21 protein-coding genes, 1 pseudogene and 2 riboswitches are annotated in these 24,150 nt (G+C 39.3%); of the genes and pseudogenes, 6 read left to right on the top strand and 16 right to left on the bottom strand.

Annotated features, from left to right (window positions below):
• Window positions 1-175 precede the first annotated feature (175 nt).
• From KSHG_RS04815 to KSHG_RS04830, 4 genes are read right to left on the bottom strand one after another with little or no spacing between them, the layout of a single operon-like run.
• Window positions 176-970 (bottom strand): ABC transporter ATP-binding protein, encoded by a 795-nt coding sequence (locus KSHG_RS04815; protein ID WP_010302636.1) that lies wholly within the window; start codon window positions 968-970, stop codon window positions 176-178.
• Window positions 970-2,001 carry a FecCD family ABC transporter permease gene (locus KSHG_RS04820; protein WP_010302638.1) on the bottom strand — a complete coding sequence of 344 codons (1,032 nt, stop codon included), beginning with the start codon at window positions 1,999-2,001 and terminating at the stop codon, window positions 970-972. The genes KSHG_RS04815 and KSHG_RS04820 overlap by 1 nt, the downstream gene beginning before the upstream one ends.
• Window positions 1,998-3,032, bottom strand: coding sequence for a FecCD family ABC transporter permease (locus KSHG_RS04825; RefSeq protein ID WP_026022509.1), 1,035 nt, complete (start codon window positions 3,030-3,032; stop codon window positions 1,998-2,000). Before KSHG_RS04825 ends, KSHG_RS04820 begins: the two co-directional genes overlap by 4 nt.
• The gene (locus KSHG_RS04830) at window positions 3,032-4,075 is read right to left on the bottom strand and encodes an iron-siderophore ABC transporter substrate-binding protein (protein WP_010302641.1); all 1,044 of its coding nucleotides are present in this window, start codon (window positions 4,073-4,075) and stop codon (window positions 3,032-3,034) included. The genes KSHG_RS04825 and KSHG_RS04830 overlap by 1 nt, the downstream gene beginning before the upstream one ends.
• A 220-nt stretch (window positions 4,076-4,295) precedes the next feature.
• On the opposite strand from KSHG_RS04830, the gene KSHG_RS04835 reads away from it, so the two are divergent.
• Window positions 4,296-5,327: an NAD(P)/FAD-dependent oxidoreductase gene (locus KSHG_RS04835; RefSeq protein ID WP_010302642.1), complete on the top strand. Its 1,032-nt coding sequence runs from the start codon at window positions 4,296-4,298 to the stop codon at window positions 5,325-5,327.
• A gap of 66 nt (window positions 5,328-5,393) precedes the next feature.
• Here the strand turns inward: KSHG_RS04835 and KSHG_RS04840 are convergent, their stop codons facing one another.
• A complete protein-coding gene (locus KSHG_RS04840; RefSeq protein WP_010302644.1) occupies window positions 5,394-5,696 on the bottom strand; it encodes a hypothetical protein in 303 nt (100 codons plus the stop codon).
• Window positions 5,697-5,705: 9 nt separating this feature from the next.
• Window positions 5,706-7,910 (bottom strand): ATP-dependent helicase, encoded by a 2,205-nt coding sequence (locus KSHG_RS04845; protein WP_010302646.1) that lies wholly within the window; start codon window positions 7,908-7,910, stop codon window positions 5,706-5,708.
• Window positions 7,911-8,087: 177 nt separating this feature from the next.
• Between KSHG_RS04845 and ilvA the strand changes: the two are divergent.
• A pseudogene (ilvA, locus tag KSHG_RS16175) lies at window positions 8,088-9,349 on the top strand (threonine ammonia-lyase IlvA).
• Between the two features lie 648 nt (window positions 9,350-9,997).
• Here ilvA and KSHG_RS04860 read toward each other — a convergent pair.
• Genes KSHG_RS04860 through KSHG_RS04870 form a run of 3 tightly spaced genes read right to left on the bottom strand, consistent with a single transcriptional unit; the run spans window position 9,998 to window position 12,822 of the window.
• A complete protein-coding gene (locus KSHG_RS04860) occupies window positions 9,998-10,798 on the bottom strand; it encodes an ABC transporter ATP-binding protein (RefSeq protein WP_010302653.1) in 801 nt (266 codons plus the stop codon).
• Window positions 10,791-11,822 (bottom strand): ABC transporter permease, encoded by a 1,032-nt coding sequence (locus tag KSHG_RS04865; RefSeq protein ID WP_010302655.1) that lies wholly within the window; start codon window positions 11,820-11,822, stop codon window positions 10,791-10,793. Before KSHG_RS04865 ends, KSHG_RS04860 begins: the two co-directional genes overlap by 8 nt.
• A 13-nt stretch (window positions 11,823-11,835) precedes the next feature.
• A complete protein-coding gene (locus tag KSHG_RS04870; RefSeq protein ID WP_010302658.1) occupies window positions 11,836-12,822 on the bottom strand; it encodes an ABC transporter substrate-binding protein in 987 nt (328 codons plus the stop codon).
• Between the two features lie 213 nt (window positions 12,823-13,035).
• Window positions 13,036-13,080: riboswitch (PreQ1 riboswitch) on the top strand.
• A gap of 6 nt (window positions 13,081-13,086) precedes the next feature.
• On the opposite strand from KSHG_RS04870, the gene KSHG_RS04875 reads away from it, so the two are divergent.
• Window positions 13,087-13,596 (top strand): QueT transporter family protein, encoded by a 510-nt coding sequence (locus KSHG_RS04875; protein WP_010302660.1) that lies wholly within the window; start codon window positions 13,087-13,089, stop codon window positions 13,594-13,596.
• A 359-nt stretch (window positions 13,597-13,955) separates the two neighbouring features.
• Here the strand turns inward: KSHG_RS04875 and KSHG_RS04880 are convergent, their stop codons facing one another.
• Window positions 13,956-15,572 carry a long-chain fatty acid--CoA ligase gene (locus KSHG_RS04880; protein WP_010302663.1) on the bottom strand — a complete coding sequence of 539 codons (1,617 nt, stop codon included), beginning with the start codon at window positions 15,570-15,572 and terminating at the stop codon, window positions 13,956-13,958.
• Window positions 15,573-15,774: 202 nt separating this feature from the next.
• On the opposite strand from KSHG_RS04880, the gene KSHG_RS04885 reads away from it, so the two are divergent.
• The gene (locus tag KSHG_RS04885) at window positions 15,775-16,023 is read left to right on the top strand and encodes a general stress protein (protein WP_010302665.1); all 249 of its coding nucleotides are present in this window, start codon (window positions 15,775-15,777) and stop codon (window positions 16,021-16,023) included.
• A gap of 124 nt (window positions 16,024-16,147) precedes the next feature.
• Here the strand turns inward: KSHG_RS04885 and KSHG_RS04890 are convergent, their stop codons facing one another.
• The 5 genes from KSHG_RS04890 to KSHG_RS04910 all read right to left on the bottom strand — a co-directional run bounded on the left by KSHG_RS04890 (window position 16,148) and on the right by KSHG_RS04910 (window position 21,048).
• Entirely contained in the window at window positions 16,148-17,098 is a 951-nt protein-coding gene (locus tag KSHG_RS04890; protein ID WP_010302667.1) for an L-threonine 3-dehydrogenase, read from the bottom strand.
• Between the two features lie 332 nt (window positions 17,099-17,430).
• Window positions 17,431-18,264: a MetQ/NlpA family ABC transporter substrate-binding protein gene (locus tag KSHG_RS04895; RefSeq protein WP_010302669.1), complete on the bottom strand. Its 834-nt coding sequence runs from the start codon at window positions 18,262-18,264 to the stop codon at window positions 17,431-17,433.
• 14 nt (window positions 18,265-18,278) lie between these two features.
• Entirely contained in the window at window positions 18,279-18,968 is a 690-nt protein-coding gene (locus KSHG_RS04900; RefSeq protein WP_010302671.1) for a methionine ABC transporter permease, read from the bottom strand.
• A gap of 1 nt (window position 18,969) precedes the next feature.
• A complete protein-coding gene (locus tag KSHG_RS04905) occupies window positions 18,970-19,971 on the bottom strand; it encodes a methionine ABC transporter ATP-binding protein (RefSeq protein ID WP_010302675.1) in 1,002 nt (333 codons plus the stop codon).
• A gap of 85 nt (window positions 19,972-20,056) precedes the next feature.
• A riboswitch (SAM riboswitch) is annotated at window positions 20,057-20,156 on the bottom strand.
• 97 nt (window positions 20,157-20,253) lie between these two features.
• Window positions 20,254-21,048, bottom strand: coding sequence for a carbon-nitrogen family hydrolase (locus KSHG_RS04910; protein ID WP_010302677.1), 795 nt, complete (start codon window positions 21,046-21,048; stop codon window positions 20,254-20,256).
• 107 nt (window positions 21,049-21,155) lie between these two features.
• Between KSHG_RS04910 and KSHG_RS04915 the strand changes: the two genes are divergently transcribed.
• A complete protein-coding gene (locus tag KSHG_RS04915; RefSeq protein WP_010302680.1) occupies window positions 21,156-22,322 on the top strand; it encodes a pyridoxal phosphate-dependent aminotransferase in 1,167 nt (388 codons plus the stop codon).
• 11 nt (window positions 22,323-22,333) lie between these two features.
• Window positions 22,334-22,660 carry a hypothetical protein gene (locus KSHG_RS04920; RefSeq protein WP_010302682.1) on the top strand — a complete coding sequence of 109 codons (327 nt, stop codon included), beginning with the start codon at window positions 22,334-22,336 and terminating at the stop codon, window positions 22,658-22,660.
• Window positions 22,661-22,776: 116 nt separating this feature from the next.
• Here the strand turns inward: KSHG_RS04920 and KSHG_RS04925 are convergent, their stop codons facing one another.
• Window positions 22,777-23,967: a glycine C-acetyltransferase gene (locus KSHG_RS04925; RefSeq protein ID WP_010302684.1), complete on the bottom strand. Its 1,191-nt coding sequence runs from the start codon at window positions 23,965-23,967 to the stop codon at window positions 22,777-22,779.
• Between the last annotated feature and the right edge of the window lie 183 nt (window positions 23,968-24,150).

The following is a 24,150-nucleotide window of genomic DNA, read 5'->3' on the forward strand; positions in this document are numbered from 1 at the left end:
AAATTTAGGAATGGATACGTACATTCCAACGAGAGTCATCCTTTTTCTATAACAGATTTTGATAGAATCGTTGTTCGAAATGGAATAGCACGAGCGGACAACAAAAGACATGCATGATTTTATTCAAATCATGCATGTCTTTTCTTATGGACGCGGGTTTTATCCCAACTTCTTTTTAAATGTGATGACGTCCGATTGGTACAATGAGTGGCGTATTAGAAACAGGGTCCTGAATCACTTGGCAATCGAGCGCAAACGTTTCTTTAATTAACGCAGCTGTCACGATATCTTTCGGTGCTCCTTCAGCAATTAACTTCCCGTTTTTCACCGTAAATAAATAGTCTGCATAACGTGCAGATAAATTAATATCATGTAATACCATGACGATTGTCGTACCGTATTTTTGATTTAAATCTGTGAGTAAATCTAGAATTTCAACTTGATACGTAATGTCTAAATACGTCGTCGGTTCGTCTAAAAATAAAATGTCTGTTTGCTGAGCTAATGCCATCGCAATCCAAACACGTTGGCGTTGTCCACCAGATAATTCATCGATTGCACGATCAGCAAACTCCGTAATGTTCATCATTTCGAGTGCTTCTGCTACCGCTTCATAATCTTTTTTAGACCAACCTTTCATTACGCTTTGATGTGGAAAACGTCCACGTCCTACTAAATCTGCTACCGTAATTCCTTCTGGAACGATTGGTGATTGTGGAAGTAACCCTAAAATTTTAGCGAGCTGCTTAGGAGCCATTTTATGAATCGACTTCCCATCTAATAACACGTCGCCACTTTCTGGCTTAATTAAACGTGCCATCGTTTTAAGCAATGTCGATTTTCCACAGCCATTCGCGCCAATAATAATACTAATTTTATTGCTAGGAATACGAACGTTCACATCATCTAAAATGATTTTACGATCGTATCCGGCTTGTAAATGTTTCGTTTCAAATGTATGCGTTGGCATTAAATATCTCCTTTACGGTTAATTCGAATGAGTAAGTAAATTAAATACGGTGCCCCAATAATACCTGTGATCACCCCGACTGGATAACGTGTTTCAAAAGCGAATTGTCCAATCAAATCGCCACCTAATACTAAAATAATACCGATTAATCCAGCTGGTACTATATTTGAAAAACCTACTCCGACTAAACGCTGTGCAATCGGACCTGCTAAAAAGGCAACGAAGGCAATCGGACCTGTTGTAGCTGTCGCTAATGCAATCACAATCACGGCACAAATCATTAAAATCGCACGTGTTTGATTCGTATTAACGCCTAAAGAGGTCGCTGCTTGTTCGCCAAGTTCTAACATTTCCAAATGCTTCGCAAAATAAATCAAAATGGGTGTCGCAATGATGACCGCCACGATTAGCGGAAACGTCATTTCAAGTTCTGCACCGTTTAAACTACCGCTTAACCAACGAAGTGCTGTCGGTAAATCACTCGTTTTTCCGATGAGCATTAAATAAGAAATAAAGGCGTTTAACATCGCTTGAATACCGATCCCGATTAAAATGAGTCGACCGATTGAAAAAGAACTTCCTTTTGATAATCCGTAAATAATTGCAACGGTCACAAGTCCGCCAATAACAGCGGCAAGTGATACGACCGTGCTACTCGTATGCAAAATAATAATACAAAATACAGCGGCTGCACTCGAACCTGTCGTAATCCCGATTACATTCGGATTTGCAAGCGGATTTCGTAACATCGTTTGGAAAATATAACCGCCAGCTCCGAATGCAAAGCCAGCAAAAAGACCTGCAACCGTACGTGGCAAGCGAATTTCATTAATCGCAAATGAAGCACCTGGAACCGTTTCACCGAACAGTACGCGCACGACGTCGCGAACTGGGTAAATCGTATTTCCGAGCATCATCATTGCACAGGCTAATGCAATCGTAATCACAGCCAGTAACACCGTCACAAAAATGTAACGACGTTGCCGACTTTTTCTTGCTTTTATTATGGCATTCATCGTTTCATTTATCATATTGATTTCATTTTCGCTTTCATTGTAATTAAGATTAAAATCGGTGCCCCGATAAAGGCAGTTAAAATCCCTACCTCTAGCTCCCCAGGACTACCGAGGAAACGTCCAACAACGTCCGAGATGACTAAAATAATCGCACCGCATAACGCGGCAAGCGGCATTAAAAATCGAACGTCTGGTCCAATAACTAATCGAATGACGTGTGTTGCGAGTAACCCGATAAAGCCAATTGGACCTGCAAGAGCGGTCGCCGCACCACATAATAACACGCCCGCAAAAGCCGCAAATATACGCACAACACCTGTTCGAACACCTAATCCAGTCGCTACTTCATCGCCAAGCGCTAACGCATTTAAAGCGGGTGCAACGAATAGTGCGATGACTAAACCGACGACGAGAAAAGGAATGAAAATTTGAACGGACTCCCAACTAGCAGAGCCGACACTACCGACTTGCCAAAAACGAAATTGGTCCATCACATTCATACGTGGAATTTGAATGGCTGTTACGAGTGACGATAAAATCGCCGTCGTTGCTGCACCTGCTAATACGAGTTTTAACGGTGTCGCACCACTCGCGCCCATCGAGCCAATTCCGAATACGAAAATGGCCGTTAACATGGCGCCAATAATGGCTAACCAAATGTACTCACTCGGTGAACTAATGCTGAAAAAAGCAATCCCACATACGACAAATAAAGACGCGCCCGTGTTGACGCCTAAAATACTTGGGTCGGCAATTGGATTTCGTGTAACAGATTGCATCAGTGCCCCAGAAACACCGAGCGCTGCACCACAAATCAAGCCGAAAACAGTTCGTGCAATTCGTTGACGTACGACACTTGCTTCATGACTTTCTACAGAAGGATGGAATAATCCATCCATTAAGCCACCTAACCCAATCGTTCTTGAGCCGAATGCAAGTGACATCAACACACTAATGAGAAGCAAAATAAGCAAAAGGGCTACTACCGCCACAAAATGTTTTGGTAGTAACCTTTGCTTTTCGCCTGTTGAGGGCAAACTTTTCATTATTTAATATTTTTTGCTACGTCTGAGATTTTTGTTACGTAATCATCAATTGTGTATTGAATTGATAATGGGCTTGGTGTACCTGAAGCGGCAAGCGGTGTGTTGTCTTCAACAACGACAACGTTGCCATTTTTAATCGCTGGTACTTTGCCTAAAATCGGATCTTTTTGAAGCGTTGCTAACGTTTTGTCATCACCGTATACGACTAACATTTCGGTATCATTTAAAACGTCTGCATTTTCAGCGCTTAATTCTAAGTAGAAGCTGCTGTTATCTTTTACTTGTTCTTTAATTTTTTCTGGATATTCCATACCAAGATCCGTTAGCATTTCGCCACGAGGATCTGCTGGTGTGTAAATATAGAATTTTGATAAGTCTGTTGTGTTAAACATACCGAAAGCTGCTTTTTTCCCTTTAATTTCAGGATGTTTCGCTGCTGCATCCGCAATTGTTTTTTCTGTATCTTTAATTAATTGTTCGCCTTCTTTTTCCATGCCCATACCCATTGAATCATATTTCACTTGCTCTCTCCAAGAAGTGACCCATGGTTGGTTTTGGTAAGCTACGACTGGCGCAATTTCACTTAATTTATTGTACTCTTCTTCTGTAATACCTGAGTAAGCTGCTAAAATAACGTCTGGTTGAGAATCCGCAATCGCTTCAAAATCTAAACCGTCTGTGTCTTGATATACGTTTGGATTTTTCTCACCAAGTTCATCTAATTTTTCTTGTGTCCAAGGTAAAATCCCTGTTTTAATATCTTTAATACCGTAATTTGCTGCTGAGAAACCAACAGGAACAACCCCCAATGCTAATGCAACATCGTGATTTGCCCAAGCGATCGTCGCAACGCGTTCTGGTTTTTTATCGATTGTTGTCGTACCGAATGCATGTTTAATTTTAATTGGATATTGCGCATCCGTCGTTTCTGTTTTCTTCGTATTATCAGATGACTCTTTTGAAGAATCGTCTGAACAAGCCGCTAATGCAAGAACTAAAATGGATAGTACTGCGAATAACAACATTTTCGTCATTTTTTTCATTTCTTCAACACTCCCTAATCGTTAATGAGAATCTTTATCACTTGATGAATATATATCTACTGTCATTCCTTGTCAATGTAAAAATTTACAATTTTTTAATGCATTCTAGCTTTTTTCGAACGAAATTGACAAAATTCACGATGTAACGTAGTCTATACGTATATCAATTGATAATTATTATCAATTAAATCGACTTAAAACATATACAGGAGTGTGTGATATGGAGCTATATGACGTAACGATTATCGGTGGTGGCCCATCTGGACTTTATAGTGCTTTTTATAGTGGGATGCGCGATCTTAAAACGAAAATAATTGAATTTCATCCGCAACTAGGTGGTAAAGTAAATATCTTTTTAGAAAAAATGCTTTGGGATGTCGGTGGGCAACAACCGATTCAAGGTGAAAATTTTTTAAAAAACCTGATTAAACAAGCGATGACATTTGAACCAACTGTTTGCTTAAATACGAAAGTAACGAATGTTGAACGTGCAGACGATCATTTCATTATCACGACACAAGCTGGCGAAACACATTACTCCAAAACGATTATTATCGCAATTGGCGGTGGTATTTACGAACCGATTAAACTCGAAATCGAAGGCGCAGAAAAATATGAAATGGCGAACCTTCACTATACAATTAACGGAAAAGAACGTTTCCGAAATAAAGAACTACTCATTTCTGGTGGTGGAAACGCAGCGATTGATTGGGCTGTAGAGCTACTCCCTATCACGAGAAAAATGACGGTCATTTACCGTAGTGAAGAACTAAAAGCACATGAATCACAAATTAATAAATTACGTGATGCGGGTGTTGAAATTTTATTAAATACGGAAATTCAAACGTTAAATTCAAATGCAAATAAAACGAAAATTGAGAACGTAGACGTATGTCACAACGGTGAAACTCGTACGCTCTCGATGGACGAAGTACTCATTTGTCACGGCTACAATCGTGAAGTTTCTTTGCACTTCGATGAAGCAATTGCACCGAAACAAAATGAAAAAGAATTGTTCGAAAGCATCGGACAATGCCAAACGACAACGCCAGGAATTTTTGCTGTCGGTGACACCGTTGCCTATGCAGACAAAGTGTATTTATTAGTTGGTACGTTTAACGATGCTGTACTTGCTGTAAACAGTGCGAAGAAATACATCGAACCCGATGCAAATAGCTATGCGATGGTTTCTTCTCATAACGAAAGATTCCATGAAAAAAACCAAAAATTATATGCAGAAATCCATTCATAACATTCCGCATCAATAAAAATACGCCGATTCACAAACAAAGTGAATCGGCGTATTCTTTTTATTTTTTTACCAATATGTGACAACGTTATTCAATCTCAACCATTGACGCATAATTTTAGAATGCGTCATCAACTTTTTCCGCCAATTATTCGCTTGTGCCTGTTCAATCGCACGTAAAAAAAGTTTCATTTGGCCTTCATTCATATCGTCGACACAGATAAGAACCTTCATTTGATAATCGACGTATTGGCATTTCACAGCGTACACAATTAATTTCCTTACTTCCTCTTGCATTGCAATGACATCTTCTTTTTGTGACAACTTTAACAAGCGTTCAAATGCTTGTGCTGCCACTTCATTATCTGTCATGTTTTACGGTCACTCCTCGTTACGTAACAAACCATTTTGTAAACAATGATCAAGCATGAAACGTTTCGTACCATATTGTTCAAAAACAATTTCAATTTCTTCTTGATCGATTTTTTTCACATAACCTTTATTATACAAGCGATGTGTTAATTTTGTCCCTCTTTGTAACTCGCTGCGCTGCGTAATCGCATTTTCAGGTATATCTTTCGCAACTTTACGTTGTTGATATGCTTTATTTGTCACGACATTTTTCCGTTCAACTTTCGGTTCTTCGAATACGAGTGGTTTCACATCTTCTCCGTTTAAAATCGAGCGAATATCGTCTAAAAAAGCAGATGGTTTCACTTTTTCTTCGTAATTTTGGTCATACGTTAGCAACTCTAACTTATGACGTGCTCGTGTCATCCCAACGTAGAAAAGGCGCACCGCCTCTTCCATCTTACTTTCGTCTCCATCTTTATACGCTTTCACATCATCTTTCGTCGGCACAATCCCGTCAATTAAATCAATCATATACACCGTATCGTACTCAAGACCTTTAGCACTATGGAACGTAGACAGCGTTACTCCTTGCCCACTTTTCTCTCGAGATGCGCGCATAATTTGCTCTAATTGTTTAATACGCTTCGCAAATGCCGTCACGTCGTCTAACCCTTCTGCGATGTATTCTAACTGCGTGACGATTCCGAGTAGACGCTCTTCATTTAATTTCAAATGCTCTGCCGTACGCTGCAAACTTTTTTCGTATCCAAGGTCATGTCGAATGCATTGAATGGCATCTTTCGGTGACAAATCCTTTAGCTGTGCTAATTTCTTTTTCGCCTTCCGTAGTGCTTGTTCTTGATAAGGCGCATGGACGTTCATTGCCAATTGGTCGAATACAGAAGTCGTCCGGTCATCTTTCGCAAGCAATTGCATCATTTGTGCCTTTTTAATGTACGCATTCATCTTCGGATAAATACGCTCTAATAAATCCGCACGCTGGTCGTTGTAAGACATACGCAAGAAATTCAAAATATCTTCTACGACGAAATGACGGAAAAACTTCACATCCACTTCTTTCATGTAGAATGGAATGCCTTGCTTATCGAGTGCATCGACTAAACGAATCGCTGACGTATTGTTACGATATAAAATAGCAACTTCTCCGGGATTAGGTGCTTTCGCAATTTCCTCCACAACATAATTTAGCTGCAACGTATAACGACGCATATTATGAATTGTCATCGCACGCCCTTGTTCATTTTCTGTAAACATTTTTTTCGGGTAGCGCTTTTTATTACGCATAATAAACGTATTCGCTACGTTCGTAATCGCCTTCGTCGAACGATAGTTTTGCGTCATCATTAAAACGGTCGCATCATTATAAACTTTCGGAAACTCTAGTAATTTTTCAACGTCCGATCCGCGCCAAGAAAAGATCGATTGATCATCGTCCGCCACGATGCATAAATTATTATGTGGTGCTGCAAGCAGTCGAATAATTTCATGTTGAATGACAGAGTTATCTTGCCCTTCATCCGTTAAGACATATTCATAACGTTGTTGATACGCTGTACGAATGTCTTCATCTTCGACTAAAATCTGGTAACAATACGTCAACATATCATCGAAATCCACAAAAACATTCAAGCCGTCTCTTTTTTTGAATGCCTCGTACGCTTCATATAAAGCAATAGCATCTGGTAATGTACACGTCGCTGACTTCAATGCTTCGCCTTCCAACATACGGTTTTTAACGAAGCTAATAAATGTCATCAACTCGTCCATTTCATCTTCTGTCGGTTGTGTCTTTCTTTTTTCGACGAATAAATTACGCAAAATCGTTTTCTTTTGCCATTTCGGGTCTGTGTTCCCTTCAATTAAATAAAATTGACGTCCCGTTTTCGCAAAATATTGGCGAACGATTTGATAAGCCAAACTATGAATCGTTGAAAAATGAACACGCTCTGAAAGAACGGTACTAAAAAAATGTTCAAAACGCTGACTCATATCTCTCGCTGCCGCTTTACTAAACGTCATCGCTAAAATACGATGTGCTGGTACATTTTTTTCAAGTAATAAATAGCCGATTTTCATATTTAATGTCGTCGTCTTCCCTGAACCAGGTGAGGCGAGTAGCAACAATGGACCTTCTGTATGCAAGACCGCCTGTCGCTGTACATCATTCAGTTTTACACTCGTCACCTGTGCCATTCGTTCAAAAAAATCCATGCGTTATTGCCCCCGTTCATATTGTCATTCTCTATTATACCGAAAAACTCTAAAGCCGATTTGTGCAACGTTCCGCTGCTTTGATAACGAAATATTTTGAATTAACTAAAAATTCGGTACTTTCATTGAATTTGTATGTTAAAATGGACAAATATCATTTTGACTTAGGAGGCAACAATTATGGAAGTAACCGAAAAGACAGTTCAAGTTGAGAACGTTTTGATTGCTCATCAACTATTAAAAGATGTCGTCAAACATACCCCACTTGAAAAAGATGATTTTTTATCAAAAAAATATGGATGTACCGTCTATTTGAAACGCGAGGATTTACAACATGTGCGCTCTTTCAAATTACGTGGGGCATTTTATAAAATTAAAACGATTGAGGAGTCTGCCCGTGAAAGCGGCGTCGTATGTGCATCTGCAGGAAACCATGCACAAGGCGTTGCTTTCGCGTGTGCCCATCTAGGCATTCATGGGCATATTTTTATGCCAACGACGACTCCTAATCAAAAAATCGATCAAGTTCGCATGTTCGGACGTGAATTCGTAGAAATTATTTTAGCGGGTGATACGTTTGACGAATCTGCCAAAGCAGCTCAAGAATTTTGTGAAGCAGAACACCATATTTTCATTCATCCTTTTGACGACTTAGACGTAATCGCTGGTCAAGGAACGGTCGCAGTTGAAATTATGAATGACATCGAAGAGCCAATTGACTACGTATTCGGTAGTATCGGCGGTGGCGGACTTATTTCTGGTGTGGCTACTTACATTAAAAATTTGTCTCCTAAAACAAACATAATCGGTGTAGAGCCTGATGGGGCAGCTTGTATGAAAGCTGCTTTAGATGAAAATGGACCCGTATATTTACCGAAAATTGATAAGTTCGTAGACGGTGCAGCTGTACAATGCGCAGGTGACTTAACGTATAAAACGGTCGAGCGTCTCGTCGATCAAATCGTGACGGTTCCTGAAGGAAAAGTGTGTACGTCTATTTTAGAGCTATACAATAAACAAGCGATTGTAGCAGAGCCTGCCGGTGCACTACCGGTCGCAGCGCTCGATTTATTCAAAGAAGACATTAAAGGAAAAGCAGTCGTATGTATTATAAGTGGTGGTAATAATGACATCGGACGAATGCAAGAAATCAAAGAAAAATCGCTCATCCACGAAGGGTTACTTTATTATTTCATCGTCAACTTCCCACAACGTGCAGGTGCGCTACGTCAGTTTTTAACAGGTGTTCTCGGTCCGAACGACGACATTACGACATTCGAATATACGAAAAAAATAATAAAGAAAGTGGTCCCGCACTCGTCGGTATTGAGTTAAAACATCCGAAAGATTACGAGGCTCTTCTTTCCCGCTTCCAGTCTAACGGGTTCGAATATATGGAAGTAAACAACGATAGTACGCTTTTCACTTTACTCGTTTAACAAACTCAAACAAACTTATGAACTGTCCTACGAAAGTGAGACAGTGAAAAAGACGCTTCTTTTAAGCCGAATTTGACGAACGCTTTCCTTGGGCATGGCTGAAGCCTCCTCGCTCGCAAGCTCGCTGTGGGGGCTTCTGCTCACTAGGAGTCGCCGTCAAATTTTTATTAAACCATCTTTTTCCGGTATTGTACTGGAGAAAGATGGTTTTACTTTGCCAAAATCCGAGTATTCGTACAGTAGTTGATGTATGTTTGAACGCTTTGAACGACCACATCATTTATTGTTCTCAAAAGCTATTCAAAATCAAATGTTTCGCACGTTAAACTGACATGGAACGTTTCAATTAATTTTTCTTCAAACGGTCCTTTTCCAATACGATATTGTTTACCGATTAGTTGTTATAAACAATGCAACTCCCTATTTTCATACGACTTCACCCATTGATAAAGTTGACTATCATTTTTACTTCCACATACGTTCATCATTTCATCTTCATCACTTTTATTTTTATTTCGTATGAATATTTTTTCCATCAAAAAACACTTCCAAAGATTTGATCCCTTTGAAAGTGTCTTTTTCTTTTTATGTTGTCTCAGAACTTTAGGTCAGTTCCTGATTTCAAAAATCATAACGACTCTTTTCGTACTATGTCGCAGACAGTAACGCGCGGTCTGATACCATTTTTTCTCCACGAATGCGTTGGAATTCATTCATTAAATCTTCAATCGTCAAATTTTTCTTTTCTTCTTTACCGACTTCTAAAATAATTTGTCCTTTATCCATCATAATCAGACGATTCCCTAAATCAATCGCTTGTTGCATATCATGAGTAATCATTAATGTCGTCAACTCGTCTTTCTCTACTAACTCTTTCGTTAAAGACGTAATGAGCGCCGCACGAGAAGGGTCTAACGCTGCTGTATGCTCATCTAACAATAAAATATTCGGATTCGTAAACGTCGCCATTAAAAGGGACAACGCTTGGCGTTCGCCACCCGATAATAAGCCGACTTTTGCATGCAATCGATTTTCTAAATTTAAGTGGAGCGATTCTAATGCTGCTTGAAACAATTGTTTACGCTCTTTCGAAACGCCACGACGCACACCGCGCTTTTTATTACGTGAGTAGGCAATCGCTAAATTTTCTTCGATTGTCATCGTCGGTGCTGTACCTGCCATCGGATCTTGGAATACGCGTCCTATGTATTGTGAACGCTTGTATTCAGGCAGTTTCGTGACATCTTTATTCGCAATTTGAATCGTTCCTACATCGGGTGTCAGTGCGCCAGAAATCATGTTCATCATCGTCGATTTCCCTGCACCATTACTACCGATAATCGTAACGAAATCCCCTTTTTCTAACGATAAGTTAATGTGATTTAACGCGATTTTTTCATCGGGTGTCCCCTCGTTGAAAATTTTATGAATCTGTTGTAAATTAAGCAACTGGTTCCTCCCCTTTCACTTCTTTCTCCACGCGTTCTAACAACTGTTCACGACGTTTCATACGACGCTTTTTATCTTTGTATTTATTGACCATATACGGCACGATTAAAGCGATAATAACAATGACAGCCGTAATCAGCTTCATATCGCCCGTATCTAAAAATTCAATTTTAAGCGCTAACGCTAAAACAATTCGGTAAACAATCGCACCGAACACGACCGCTAATGTCGTACGAACGACCGTCTTCGTACCAAAAATCGCCTCACCGATAATAACAGACGCGAGACCGATCACAATCATCCCAATCCCCATACCGACGTCTGCAAATTTTGAGTACTGTGCAATCAATGCACCAGAAGTCGCTACGAGCGCATTTGATAAACCGAGACCGAAAATTTTCACAGCATCTGTATTCGCTGAAAAACTACGAATCATTTTCGCATTATCACCTGTAGCACGTAAGGCTAAACCAATTTCTGTTTTTAAAAACCAATCTACGAGGAATTTAATCGCAAACGTTACGATGAACATTACGACTAAAATCCCCCACGTACGCGGTACGCTCTCGACACCGATCGCACTCAACATATTGTTCAGCGCTGCATCAATGCTTAAGTTTGACCAGAAATCATTTAATTTTGTAAAAACCGTATCCGCATTTGATAAAGGAATCGTCGGTCGACCGACAGACGTCTCGGTCGTCAAGCCCATAATGCGCAAATTAATCGAATAAAGGGCAATCATCATTAAAATCCCTGCAAGCAGTTCATTAATCCGTGCTTTCGTATGCAAAATCCCTGTAATGCTCCCTGCTACAAACCCTGCAAGTAATGCACAAAAAGTAGCTAAAAATGGATTGTATCCAAATGTAATCATCGTTGCAGCTGTCGCTGCACCCGTAACGAAACTACCATCTACTGTTAAGTCTGGAAAATCTAACACTCGGAATGTAATATACACGCCGAGTGCCATAATTGCGTAGATAATCCCTTGCTCAACAGATCCAAAGATTGCTGTAAACATCGTGAACCATCTCCTATTTAACTACTTCTGCATTCCAATCATCTTTAATGTCGATTCCTAATTGGTCTGCCGTTTCTTGATTAATTTCAAATTTTAAATTTGCTGGGTATGCAGCAGGAATATCAGCAGGCTTTTTGCCATCTTCTAAAATTTCTGCAGCCATTTCACCCGCTTCTTTTCCGATGTCGTAATAGCTAAAGCCATATGCACCTAAACCGCCACGCTCTACTGAATCAAGTTCTCCAACCATCACTGGTTTTTTCTTCGCTTCTGCTACGTCCAGTACAGATTCTAAAGCAGAAACGACTGTATTATCCGTAATAATATAAAACGCATCCACATCATCTACTAACGATTCCGTCGCTTGTTTTACTTCTGAAGAAGTAGCTGCAGACGCTTCTTTAATCGTTATGCCGTATTTTTTCGCTGCTTCTTTCGCTGCATCGACTTGTACACGTGAATTTTGTTCTCCTGAGTTAAATACCATACCGACTGTTTTTGCATTTAATTGTTCTGCTAAAAACTTCACCGTATTCGTAATCGCATCTGGATGCGTATCAACTGTACCTGTAACGTTACCACCCGGTTTTTCCATCGATGTAATTAACTGTGCTCCAACCGCATCTGTAACTGATGTGAAAATTTCAGGAATATCTGTCGTCGCAGCAGCTACTGCTTGTGCAGAAGGTGTCGCATTCGCAAAAATTAAATCCGGATTCGAGCCAACTAAGTTATTCGCTGCTGTCGTATTCGTAGCCGAATCTCCTTGTGCATTTTCTTCTTGATATTTCACATTCAAGCCCGCTTCATCAAGCGCTGCTTTGAATCCTTTTGTCGCTTCATTTAACGATGGATGCTCCACGTATTGTAAAATTCCGACATTGTACGTTTTGCCGTCCGCTTTTGAAGAATCATCGCTTGCTTTGTCCCCACCACAAGCCGCTAATGCAAGTGCTGCTGTCGCCGTTAATGCTACTAAACGAAAACGTTTTTTATTCATTCCATATTCCCCCACTTGTCTATGTATTTATTCTTATTTTGCTATTATTGCAGACGAAGCTTTGAATAGTCAATAATATTTTGAATTTTAAGACAATTTTATGCATTAAACAGTTACGCTTTAAAGTAATAAAGTAAAAGAAGTTGTTTCACACATTATTTTATGTCTTTTAATGTTTTGACTTCTTAAGGGCAACAGTGCTAGAATATGTCTTTGACCGTGGTTCGAAACCATCCCACGTAAAAAAACTAAGGAGAGATTTCTATGCAAAAAACGGTTCAACAAGCACATTCAAATGTGCGCTTTTACGCAGTTAGTGGCATCATTGCAGCACTATACGTCGCTGTTTCGATGCTCATTGCACCATTCGGATTTACACAAATTCAATTTCGTGTAGCCGAGATGTTTAATCACTTAATCGTGTTTAACAAAAAATATTTCGTACCGATTGTTTTAGGCGTATTTGTGACAAATTTATTTTCCCCACTCGGTTGGTATGATCTTGTGTTTGGTGTCGGTCAAACGGTACTTTCACTAGCCGCTATTTTAGCTATTAAACGGTTTATTAAAGGCGAAACAGCTCGTATGATTGCGACAACAATCGTCTTCACATTGTCGATGAGTTTAATCGCTTTCGAATTGCAACTCGCATTCGGCCTACCATTTTTCTTAACATGGTTCACGTGTGCAGTCGGTGAACTTGTCGTTCTCGTAGCGGGCATTCCAATCATGAAAGCGTTGAATAAACGCCTTCACTTTAATAAGCTTATTTAGAAAAATACAACTGGAAAAAAGGCTAGGACAAAACTATAGCCAAATAGAAAAGGTCGTCATGATTTCACTATCATGACGACCTTTTTTTCATATACGTACTCGTATTGTTCTTTGTTTTGGGTGACGGTTCCCGTAGAAGTCGCGCCCTTCACTTCGACCAGACTAATTTTAAATAAATAAAAAGAGCTCCTTTTGATAAGATTAAGTTACTACACAAAACTAATCAAAGGAGACACTCTATGTTTAATGAATCAACTGATTTTACGATGAGATATGGATAATAAAAAGACATTCCCTATCGACAGCGTCATTTTTATTTAAGTTATGAGACATTATGTCCCAAACTCTTTTTATATACGCTACGTTTTGAGTTCATACGCTTTCATATCATCACGTAATTTTGCTTTTAAAAACTTCCCGACAGACGTTTTCGGAATTTCTTTCACGATGACATAATCGTCTGGCAACCACCACTTCGCAAAGTCTTTCGCTAAAAATTCGGCTAACTGTGGTTTCACCTCTGCACCGTACCCTTCTTTTAATACGACACAAGCGAGCGGTCTTTCTTGCCATCTTTCGTGCGGAATCGCGATTACAGCCGCTTCTAATATGGCTTCATGTGCCATCAAAGCATTTTCTAAATCGACAGAAGAAATCCATTCTCCCCCAGATTTAATCAAATCTTTCGTTCGATCTGTAATTTTAATGTATCCTTGAGCTGTTCGTACAGCGATATCACCCGTATAGAGCCATCCATCTTTATACGCGTCAGCCGTTCGCTCATCCTCATAATATTCACTTGAAATCCATGGACCACGAATACGGAGTTCCCCCATCGTTTCTCCATCTGCTGGTACTTCGCCATTTTCATTCACAATTTCAGTTTCAATGAGTGAAGTCGTTAGCCCTTGTGTTGACAAAGCCTTTAATTTCTCGTCCTCCGACCATTGATCCATTTCTGTCGTCAACGTCGCGACCGATACGACGGGTGTCGTTTCCGTCATACCATATACCGTTTGATATGGCACACCGAATTTCTCTTTGAATTGGCGAATCAACGACTGAGGTGAAGCAGAGCCCCCCGCTCCTATCATTTCTAAGGAAGAAATATCTCTCGGATTCTTCTCAAGCTCTTGCATTACACCCATCCAAATAGTCGGTACACCTGCTGTCATCGTCACACGTTCTTGCTCGATTAAATCGATTAATACGTCCGATGTAAAGTTCGGTCCTGGCAAAACAATTTTCGCTCCAAAATTAACCGATGCAAATGGAATCCCCCATGCATTCACATGGAACATCGGTACGACTGGTAACGTGACGGATCTTTCTGAAATGCCGAATGAATCAATTAATCCTAAGCTAATCGCATGCAATACGAGTCCTCGATGCGTATAAACGACACCTTTTGGAAACCCAGTCGTCGCACTCGTATAGCACATCGCAGCAGGCAAATTCTCGTCCAAATCTGTTGGAAATTCATAATCATCTGGTGCTTCTGCAAGTAGTTTTTCATAACTATATACATGTTCAAAATGACTAGAAGGAATTTCCTTATCATCGCTCATCACGACGATATGACGTACCGTTTTTAATTTCGGTAACAAACGTTCAATCGTTTCAAATAAATCAAGATCGACTAACAAAATTTCATCTTTCGCATGATTGACAATGTATTCAATATGTTCATCTGATAAGCGAATGTTAACCATGTGTAAAATCGCTCCCGCACATGGCACTGCAAAATAAGCTTCTAAATGACGATGTTGATTCCAAGCGAAGCTCCCCACCTTCGTTCCTCTCGTCATTCCTAAACTTTCTAATGCTGAAGCTAACTTTCGAGTACGTTTTGCAAAATCACTGTATGTGAGTCTATGAATCGTATTTGGAGCCGTTCTTGAAATAATTTCTTTATGCCCAAAATACGTTTCTGCTCGCTTCACAAAGCCATTCAATACAAGTTGTGTATCCATCATCGTTAACCATCCCCTTTTGCATCTTTTACAGGATTCAATATCCCTCTACGTTGTATTTTATAAAAATCAGTAAATAATTTCCACCTATTTCAACAATATTTTTTATTTATTTAGAATATTCTGTTATTAAAACAGAAAATCGTTTGAAGTTTTTTGAAAAGGGAATAAAAGTTTACGTTGATTTATAAAGGAGGAACGTACGATGACATACTATTTTTCAGTTAAAAATGGGCTTGCATTAAAAGAAAAAATTGATGAACTTACAGCACAAGGTGTTTCAAGGGAATCGATTATTTTAATTTCACATCAAAAAGAACGTGCAAAAGAATTGGCGGAGGCATTGAACATATCAAAGATGGGTCCGACTGAACATGGTTACATAAAAAGCTTTCGTAACATTTTTTTATCTCGAGAAGAAGAAATAAAAAACATCTTCATACATTTGATTTAGAAGACTCCGTTATCGACCATTTATATTATGAACTTATGCACGATGCACTCGTTATTATCGTGAAAGAAAAAGAATAATAGAAAAAGGCACTGTCAGCTGACAGTGCCTTTTTAGAGTGTGCTTTTTATGAAGCGTGTTTTATATTTTTTTGACGCAATTTCTCAAGCATATCAGCAGTCATCGCATCTAAATCATATTGTGCTTGGAACTGCCATTCGTCTTTCGCTGCTTGATCGTCAATTTTGTTTGGCCAGCTTTCCGCAATCGTTTGACGTGCTACATCTACGTCATAATCGATTGTAAATGTCGGCATCACACGTTTAATAGACGCTGCAATATGTTCCGGTGCGAAACTCATCGCGGTAATATTAAACGCATTGCGGTGAATTAATTTCTCTCCATCTGCCTCCATTAAATCTACGATTGCTTGCAAAGCATCTGGCATATACATCATATCCATGTACGTACCTTCTGCAATATAAGATGTGTAGTGCCCTTCTTCAACAGCTTTGTAATAAATATCTACTGCATAATCAGTCGTACCGCCACCTGGTGGTGTTACATTTGAAATTAATCCTGGGAAACGAACACCGCGCGTATCAACACCGAAGTGCGTGTAATAATAATCGCATAGTAGCTCACCTGCTACTTTATTGACGCCGTACATCGTTGTCGGTCTTTGAAGCGTATCTTGCGGCGTATTATCTTTCGGAGTCGTCGGACCGAATGCGCCAATTGAACTCGGTGTGAAAAATTGTAAATCTAACTTACGTGCCGTTTCAAGCGCATTCATTAAACCACCCATATTTAAATTCCAAGCGAATACAGGATTCTTTTCCGCAGTGGCAGAAAGAAGAGCCGCCATGTGCATTAATGTATCTGCACCAAATTGTTTGGCTAGTTCATACATGCGCTCAGCATCCATAACATCAAGTACTTCAAACGGACCTGAAGAACTTGTTGGTTTGCGAATATCTGTCGCTAGAACATTGTCTGTCCCATATTCTTTACGCAATTTTTCAACTAGTTCCGAACCGATTTGACCACAAGCACCTGTTATCATGATTTTCTTCATTTCTTTTCCTCCTCGCACAGCCTACAAATGTGTTTCAGAAAAATACATTTCACGAAATAAAAACAAATGTATTTTTAGAGTGTACAAATATACACTTATAAAAGCTGTTTTATCAATGTTTTTGTTATTTATATTATATAGTGTATATCTTGGTAAAACAATCATTCTATTCTGAATAAATATTTTTTTAATAAATCACAAATAAGTTCATTTAAAAAATCGCATCTGAAACCGTCTTAAATATCGTCTATACAAATACTATTTTTCTCATTTTAGTCGTTTAAACAAAAAATGATGTGAGAATACATTCTCACATCATCTCTTTTTACTATTTAACGATTTTTCATCCAGTCCGGTTTACCGAACCCTTTAAATTGTTCATCAATCGTATTTTCAAAATCCTTCGATTCAACAATTTCTTTTAAATCTTTCGCAAGTTGTGATTTTTCATCTGCTTCACGTACTGCTACAACATTACGGTATTGATCTGGCATGTTTTCTAAAAACAGCGCATCTTGTAAATCAAGTCCTGCAGCTAAAGCAAAGTTCCCCGGTACACCTGCTAAATCAGACGTTTCAATTGCACGAGGTAAGCCACCTGCTTCAATTTCTCTGAATTCAAAGTTTTTCGGATTTTTCGTAATATCTTTCGTTGAAGCGACAAGTGGATCAACGTCTGGGTCCACTTCAATTAAGCCTTCATCATTTAATGTTTTTAACGTACGTGCTAAGTTAACTGGGTCATTAGCGATTGAAATTTTTGCACCTTCTGGTAAATCGGCAATCGTTTTATATTTACTTGAGAAAAAGCCCATTGGAGCTGTCGGAACGATAATTAACGCTTTTAATTTCGTACCATTTTCTTTATTAAAGTTTTTTAAATAAATAGAGTGTTGGAATAAGTTCGCATCGATATCACCATTGTCTAATGCATTGTTCGGTTGGATGTAATCACTGAATTCTTTCAACGTCACTTTGTATCCTTTTTCTTCCAGTCCCGGGATAATCGCTTTTTTCAGCATGTCACTGTAAGGACCTGCTGTTGCGCCTACTGTAATTGTTTTAGATGTCGTTTCTTTCGTCGTATCTTTAGAATCTCCATTGCCACAAGCTGCAAGTGCTGCCGCTACAATAACGAGTACGAATGCTACAAACCATTTTTTCATTTGAATAATCCCCTTTATTTTTTATTTACTTTTTTAGCGATTAAATCGCCACCAATTTGAATAATTTGAACGAGTATAACTAAAATAACAATCGTCGCAATCATAATCGTATCGTCATAGCGGTAATAACCGAATCGGATTGCTAAGTCACCGACACCGCCGCCGCCAATTGTGCCCGCCATCGCTGAGTAAGCAATTAAACTAATAATCGTCATCGTCACGCCTTGAATAATGCCCGACTTCGCCTCAGGTAATAGCACTTCTTTAATGATTAACCAAGGAGAGGCACCGGCAGCAATCGCAGCTTCGATTACACCTTTACTTACTTCTTTTAAAGACGTTTCTACTAATCGTGAGAAAAATGGAATCGCGACGATTGAAAGAGAGACGCTTACAGCAAGTGGTCCTGTCGTATCCCCAACGAGTACTTTCGTAAGTGGAATCAGTGCAACGAGTAAAATAATGTACGGAATAGAACGGATAAAATTGACGACAAAACTGAAGATGTTATTGACGATTCGATTCGCTTTTTTCCCAGAAGGTTTCACTGCGAAAAATCCGTGACCGGTAATGAATAGTAGTAAGCCGAGTGGCAACCCGATCACGAGTGCGACGACTAATGAAATACCGACCATTAATAGCGTTTGACCGAATGCTGTCCAAATGTCTGGAAGCATCGATGTGAAATGAGCAAAATCAAACATATTACTGCACCTCCACTGATACGCCGCGTGATTCTATGTAAGAAATTGCACGATGAATATGTGCTTCTTCACCGATTAGTTCCATAATGAAAATTCCGAGCGGTCGTTCTTGTATGTATTCAATCGTGCCATGAAGGAAGTTCCCTCGCACTTCAAATTGTTGTAGCATGTCCGAAATGATTCCTTGTCCTGCCACATCTCCTTTAAACAGCACTTTTACGATTGTACCTTTAAACGTTTGCATAATTTCATCTGGAATATCGAATGATACGACACTACCGATGAATTCTTGTGTTAGCGGGTTATGCGGATTCGCGAATATGTCATACACCGAACCATCTTCTACGACACGTCCCTCTTGCATGATTGCCATACGGTCACAAATTTCTTTTACGACTTCCATTTCGTGTGTAATTAAAACGATTGTAATACCTAATTCACGATTGATTTTTTTCAACAATTTTAAAATAGCGGTCGTCGTCGTTGGATCAAGTGCCGATGTCGCTTCATCACATAGCAACACTTTCGGGTCATTTGCTAAAGCACGTGCAATGCCGACACGTTGCTTTTGTCCTCCTGATAATTGCCCGGGAAATACGTCTCGTTTATTTTCTAAACCGACCATTTTCAAAAGCGCTTCAATTCGGTCATTGCGTTGCTCTTTTGAAACATTTGCCGCCTTTAATGCGAATTCAATATTTTCACCGACTGTTTTTTGTTCAATTAAGTAGAAATGTTGAAAAATCATACCGATTTTCAAACGAGCTTGGCGTAAATTTTTGCCTGTCAGTTGCATCAAATTTTGACCGTCGACTAAAATTTCACCACTTGTCGGTTGTTCGAGTAAATTAATACAACGCAACAAGGAACTTTTTCCTGCGCCAGAATAGCCGACAATACCGAAAATCTCGCCATCGTTAATCGTTAAGTTAACACGATCAACGCCTGTAACTTCCTTTCGCTTCGTGCGATATACTTTTGAAACATCTTTAATTTCGATCATTTGCATACCCCTTATTCTTTTAAAATAGTTTCTTCACAAATAAAAAAGCATCTTTCAACTGAAAGACGCTTTGATTATTAAACGTTATTTATCTTTCAGAATACATTCTGTAGGAATTAGCACCTTCCCAAAATGGGGGTTGCTGGACATCATAGGGCCTCTCCCTCCGTCACTCTCGATAAATCCTAGTTATTTAGTTGTTTTTAATATGTTAATTATATTATTTCTTTTTTGCGTAAAAGTCAACATTATTTTCAGAAAACATTAATTTTTCTAACTATTTTATTTATCTTTCAAAAGATCCGCATACAATGCTGGACGACGATCATCATATACTGGAATTCGCGTACGAACTTCATCTACTTTATTAAAATCAACGTCTACAATTGCGAGTTCTTCCGTTTCATTTCCCGTCCATAAAATTTCGCCCCACGGTTCAATGACCATTGATTGACCGTTAAAGTTTTCTCGTTTATGACTCGTTCGATTGACCGCAACGATGAAACATTGATTTTCAATTGCGCGCGCTTGGAGCAATGTTTTCCAATGATCGATACGTGGAGTTGGCCACTGTGCCGAGACGAAAATCACTTTTGCGCCGTTCAATGCATGCAGACGAAGCCATTCAGGAAAACGAATGTCATAGCAAATAACACCTGCTGCATCTAGGTCGCCTAATTTAAAATTATTTTGCCCTTCACCTGCAGATAAATATAAATGCTCGTCCATTAAACGGAATAAATGTGCCTTATCATATTCGCCGACTTGCTCGCCTTCATTGTTAAACGTCAACATCGTATTGTAAAAGCGGTCACCTTTTTTCGTTGAAACCGAACCACCGACAATATGAATATGTAACTCTTTCGCTAAGTTACTTAAAAATGCAATCGTGCGCTCCCCGTTTACATCTGCTAATTCCTCTAGTTTTTTCAAAGCATAGCTTGAATTCCACATTTCTGGTAATACGACGAGTTCTGCCCCTTTTTCATGCGCTTCACGTATAAGTTGTTCAACACGTGTATAGTTTGCTTCGACATCTCCATTTGCCACTTTGAATTGAATACATGCTAATTTCATTACAGCACCACCTCTAGACTTTTTTCTGAAAAAGGTCTACTATTGAGATTAATTTTCAGAATATTACTTCTTATTATACAATAGTCCAATTTAGGAGGCATAACATATTGAAATTAGCTAAAAAAATGGCACAACTTCCAGAACAATTTTTTGCCAAACTATCGACGAACGTAGCGAATGCAATTGCAGAAGGTCGCGACGTCATTAATCTCGGACAAGGAAATCCAGACCGCCCTACACCTGTACATATTGTTCAAGCGATGCAACAAGCAACTGCCGATGCGGCAACACATAAATATTCACCGTTTAGAGGTACGACCGAAATTCGTGAAGCCATTGCTACGTTTTACAAACGTGAATACGACGTAGAAATTGATCCGAATAAAGAAGTTGCCGTACTATTCGGTTCGAAAGCAGGCTTAGTTGAGCTGCCGATGGTATTATTAGATGAAGGAGATACGATGCTTCTTCCAGATCCCGGATACCCTGACTATTTATCAGGCGTAACGCTCGCAAATATCCAATTTGAAAAAATGCCCTTGCTCGCAAACAATGCTTTTCTCCCTGACTATACGGCACTGACTAATGCACAAAAAGACGCCGCAAAATTAATGTATATTAACTATCCGAACAATCCAACAGGCGCTGTTGCGACAGCGGATTTCTTTGAAGAAACCGTCCAATTTGCAAAGGAAAATGATATCGCAGTCATGCATGATTTTGCGTATAGTTCACTCGGCTTCGACGGCGTTAAACCATTAAGTTTTTTACAAACAGAAGGTGCTAAAGACGTCGGTGTAGAATTTTATACGCTCTCTAAAACGTATAATATGGCGGGTTGGCGCGTCGGTTTTGCCGTCGGGAATGCTGACATTGTTGAAGGGCTAAACTTGCTACAAGATCATTTATTTTGTAGTTTATTTCCTGCAATCCAACATGCTGCAGCTGTTGCCCTCACATCTTCTCAAGACTGCGTTGTCGAGCAACTACAAGTTTATGAAAATCGTCGGAATGCATTAAAAGATGCTGCGGAACGAATCGGTTGGAAAATCGACGTACCGAAAGGCTCTTTCTTCGCTTGGTTGCCTGTACCTGAAAAGCTTACGAGCGCTGAATTTGCGAAAATTCTTTTAGACGAGGCAAATGTTGCTGTCGCAGATGGTAAAGGATTTGGAGAACATGGAGAAGGCTACGTACGCGTCGGTTTACTCGTGGAAGAAGCTCGAATTTACGAAGCGATGGAGCGTATCGCTTCCTTACATTTATTCGATTAAGAGGTGACCTTTTGTTTACAGTAATTGCGTTAATCATTAGTTTATTCGTCGGTATATTATCAATCGCCACACAACGTTATATTTTGAACCAATTGTCTAAAAAAGATCAGAAAAAAGTCATATTCATATACGGATTCGGTACGATGCTTGGCGTTTATATCGCCATCGTCGTTATGATGCGTTTGAAACTTCCTATGAACGGATTTTTCGAATTCATTTTGCAAATTGTCATCGTACTCGTGCTCGCTGTCGTACTCGGAAAAGTGATGTACAAACTTGCGCCGAAAGCGTATAAAGACATTAAACAAAAAGAAATAAAAACAAATGCGCGAAAGTAAGTTCGTGATGTTGCGTTCGAAATACTGCTAAAAATAAAAACCTCTTTCTCCGATTACGAATCGGAAAAAGAGGTTTTTTTCTATAAAGTCGCATGTTCACAAAACGAAAAAATCGATTATGAAATGACGCCGAGTTCTTTCCCTACTTTTTCATAAATAACGAGCGCATCGTCTAACATTTGTTTCGTATGCGCAGCTGTAGGCATGTTTCGTACACGTCCTGTTCCTGCTGGAACGGTCGGGAAGACGATTGCTTTTGCATAAACGCCTTCTTCAATTAATCGTTTTGAAAATTGTTGTGTTAACGTTTCATCACCGATAATACACGGTGTAATTGGCGTCTCCGAATGGCCAATGTTAAAGCCTAGTTTTTGAAGTCCTGCTTTTAAATAATCGCCATTTTCCCATAGACGGTCGTGTAATTCTGTTGAATCGATAATTTTTTGAACAGCTGCTGTAATCGCTACGACGTCTGCTGGTGGAAGTGCCGTCGAAAATAAAAATGGACGTGAGCGTACTTTCAGCCAATCGATGACATTTTGTTTCCCAGCCACGTAACCGCCAACAACACCGATTGCTTTCGACAATGTCCCGATTTGGAAATCAATATCGTTTTGCAAACCGAAATGTTTCACAGTCCCTTTCCCTTTACCTGTCACACCTGAACCGTGTGCATCGTCTACGTACGTAATTAAATCAAATTCTTTTGCGATTTCTACAATTTCAGGGAGGTTCGCAATATCACCATCCATTGAAAATACACCGTCTGTAATGACCATGACTTTGTTGTATTGACCAGAAGATGTCGCTTCCTTCGCTTTTTGACGAAGGTCTGTCATGTCAGAATGATTGAATGGAATAATTTTCGCTTTTGATAAACGGCAACCGTCAATAATCGACGCGTGATTTAATTGATCCGATAAAATCGCATCATGTTTATCCATTACTGCCGAAATCGCTGCCATATTACAATTGAATCCAGATTGATAGCTAATCGCTGCTTCTGTTCCTTTGAACTCCGCTAATTTTTCTTCTAATTTCACGTGGACGTCCAACGTACCGTTAATCGTACGTACAGCTCCTGCACCGACACCGTATGTATCAATTGCTTTTTTCGCTATTTCTTTTAAGTTTTCATCTGTCGCTAAACCTAAATAGTTATTAGAAGATAAATTGATTAATGACTTCCCTCTAATTTGAATAATCGGACCATTGGCACCTTCTACGGGATCAATCTCATTGTATAAACCTTGGCTTTTTAATGCTTTTAAATTATCGTCTACGAATGTATTTAAAATGTTTGACACATCATTTCACCCTTCCTGACTCATTTGAATTTCATTTTAACATACTTTTCTGAAAATGTTCTCCTTCAAAAAACAGTGTTTTTAAAATATGTTTATTTGTTGTTTTATAAGGTACAAATGTCTTTCTCAGAAAAACAAAAAAGCATAACCGTACGTAATTACATACGGTCATGCTCGTTGTTA

The sequence above is a fragment of the Kurthia senegalensis genome, from assembly GCF_000285595.1.
GTDB lineage: Bacteria > Bacillota > Bacilli > Bacillales_A > Planococcaceae > Kurthia > Kurthia senegalensis.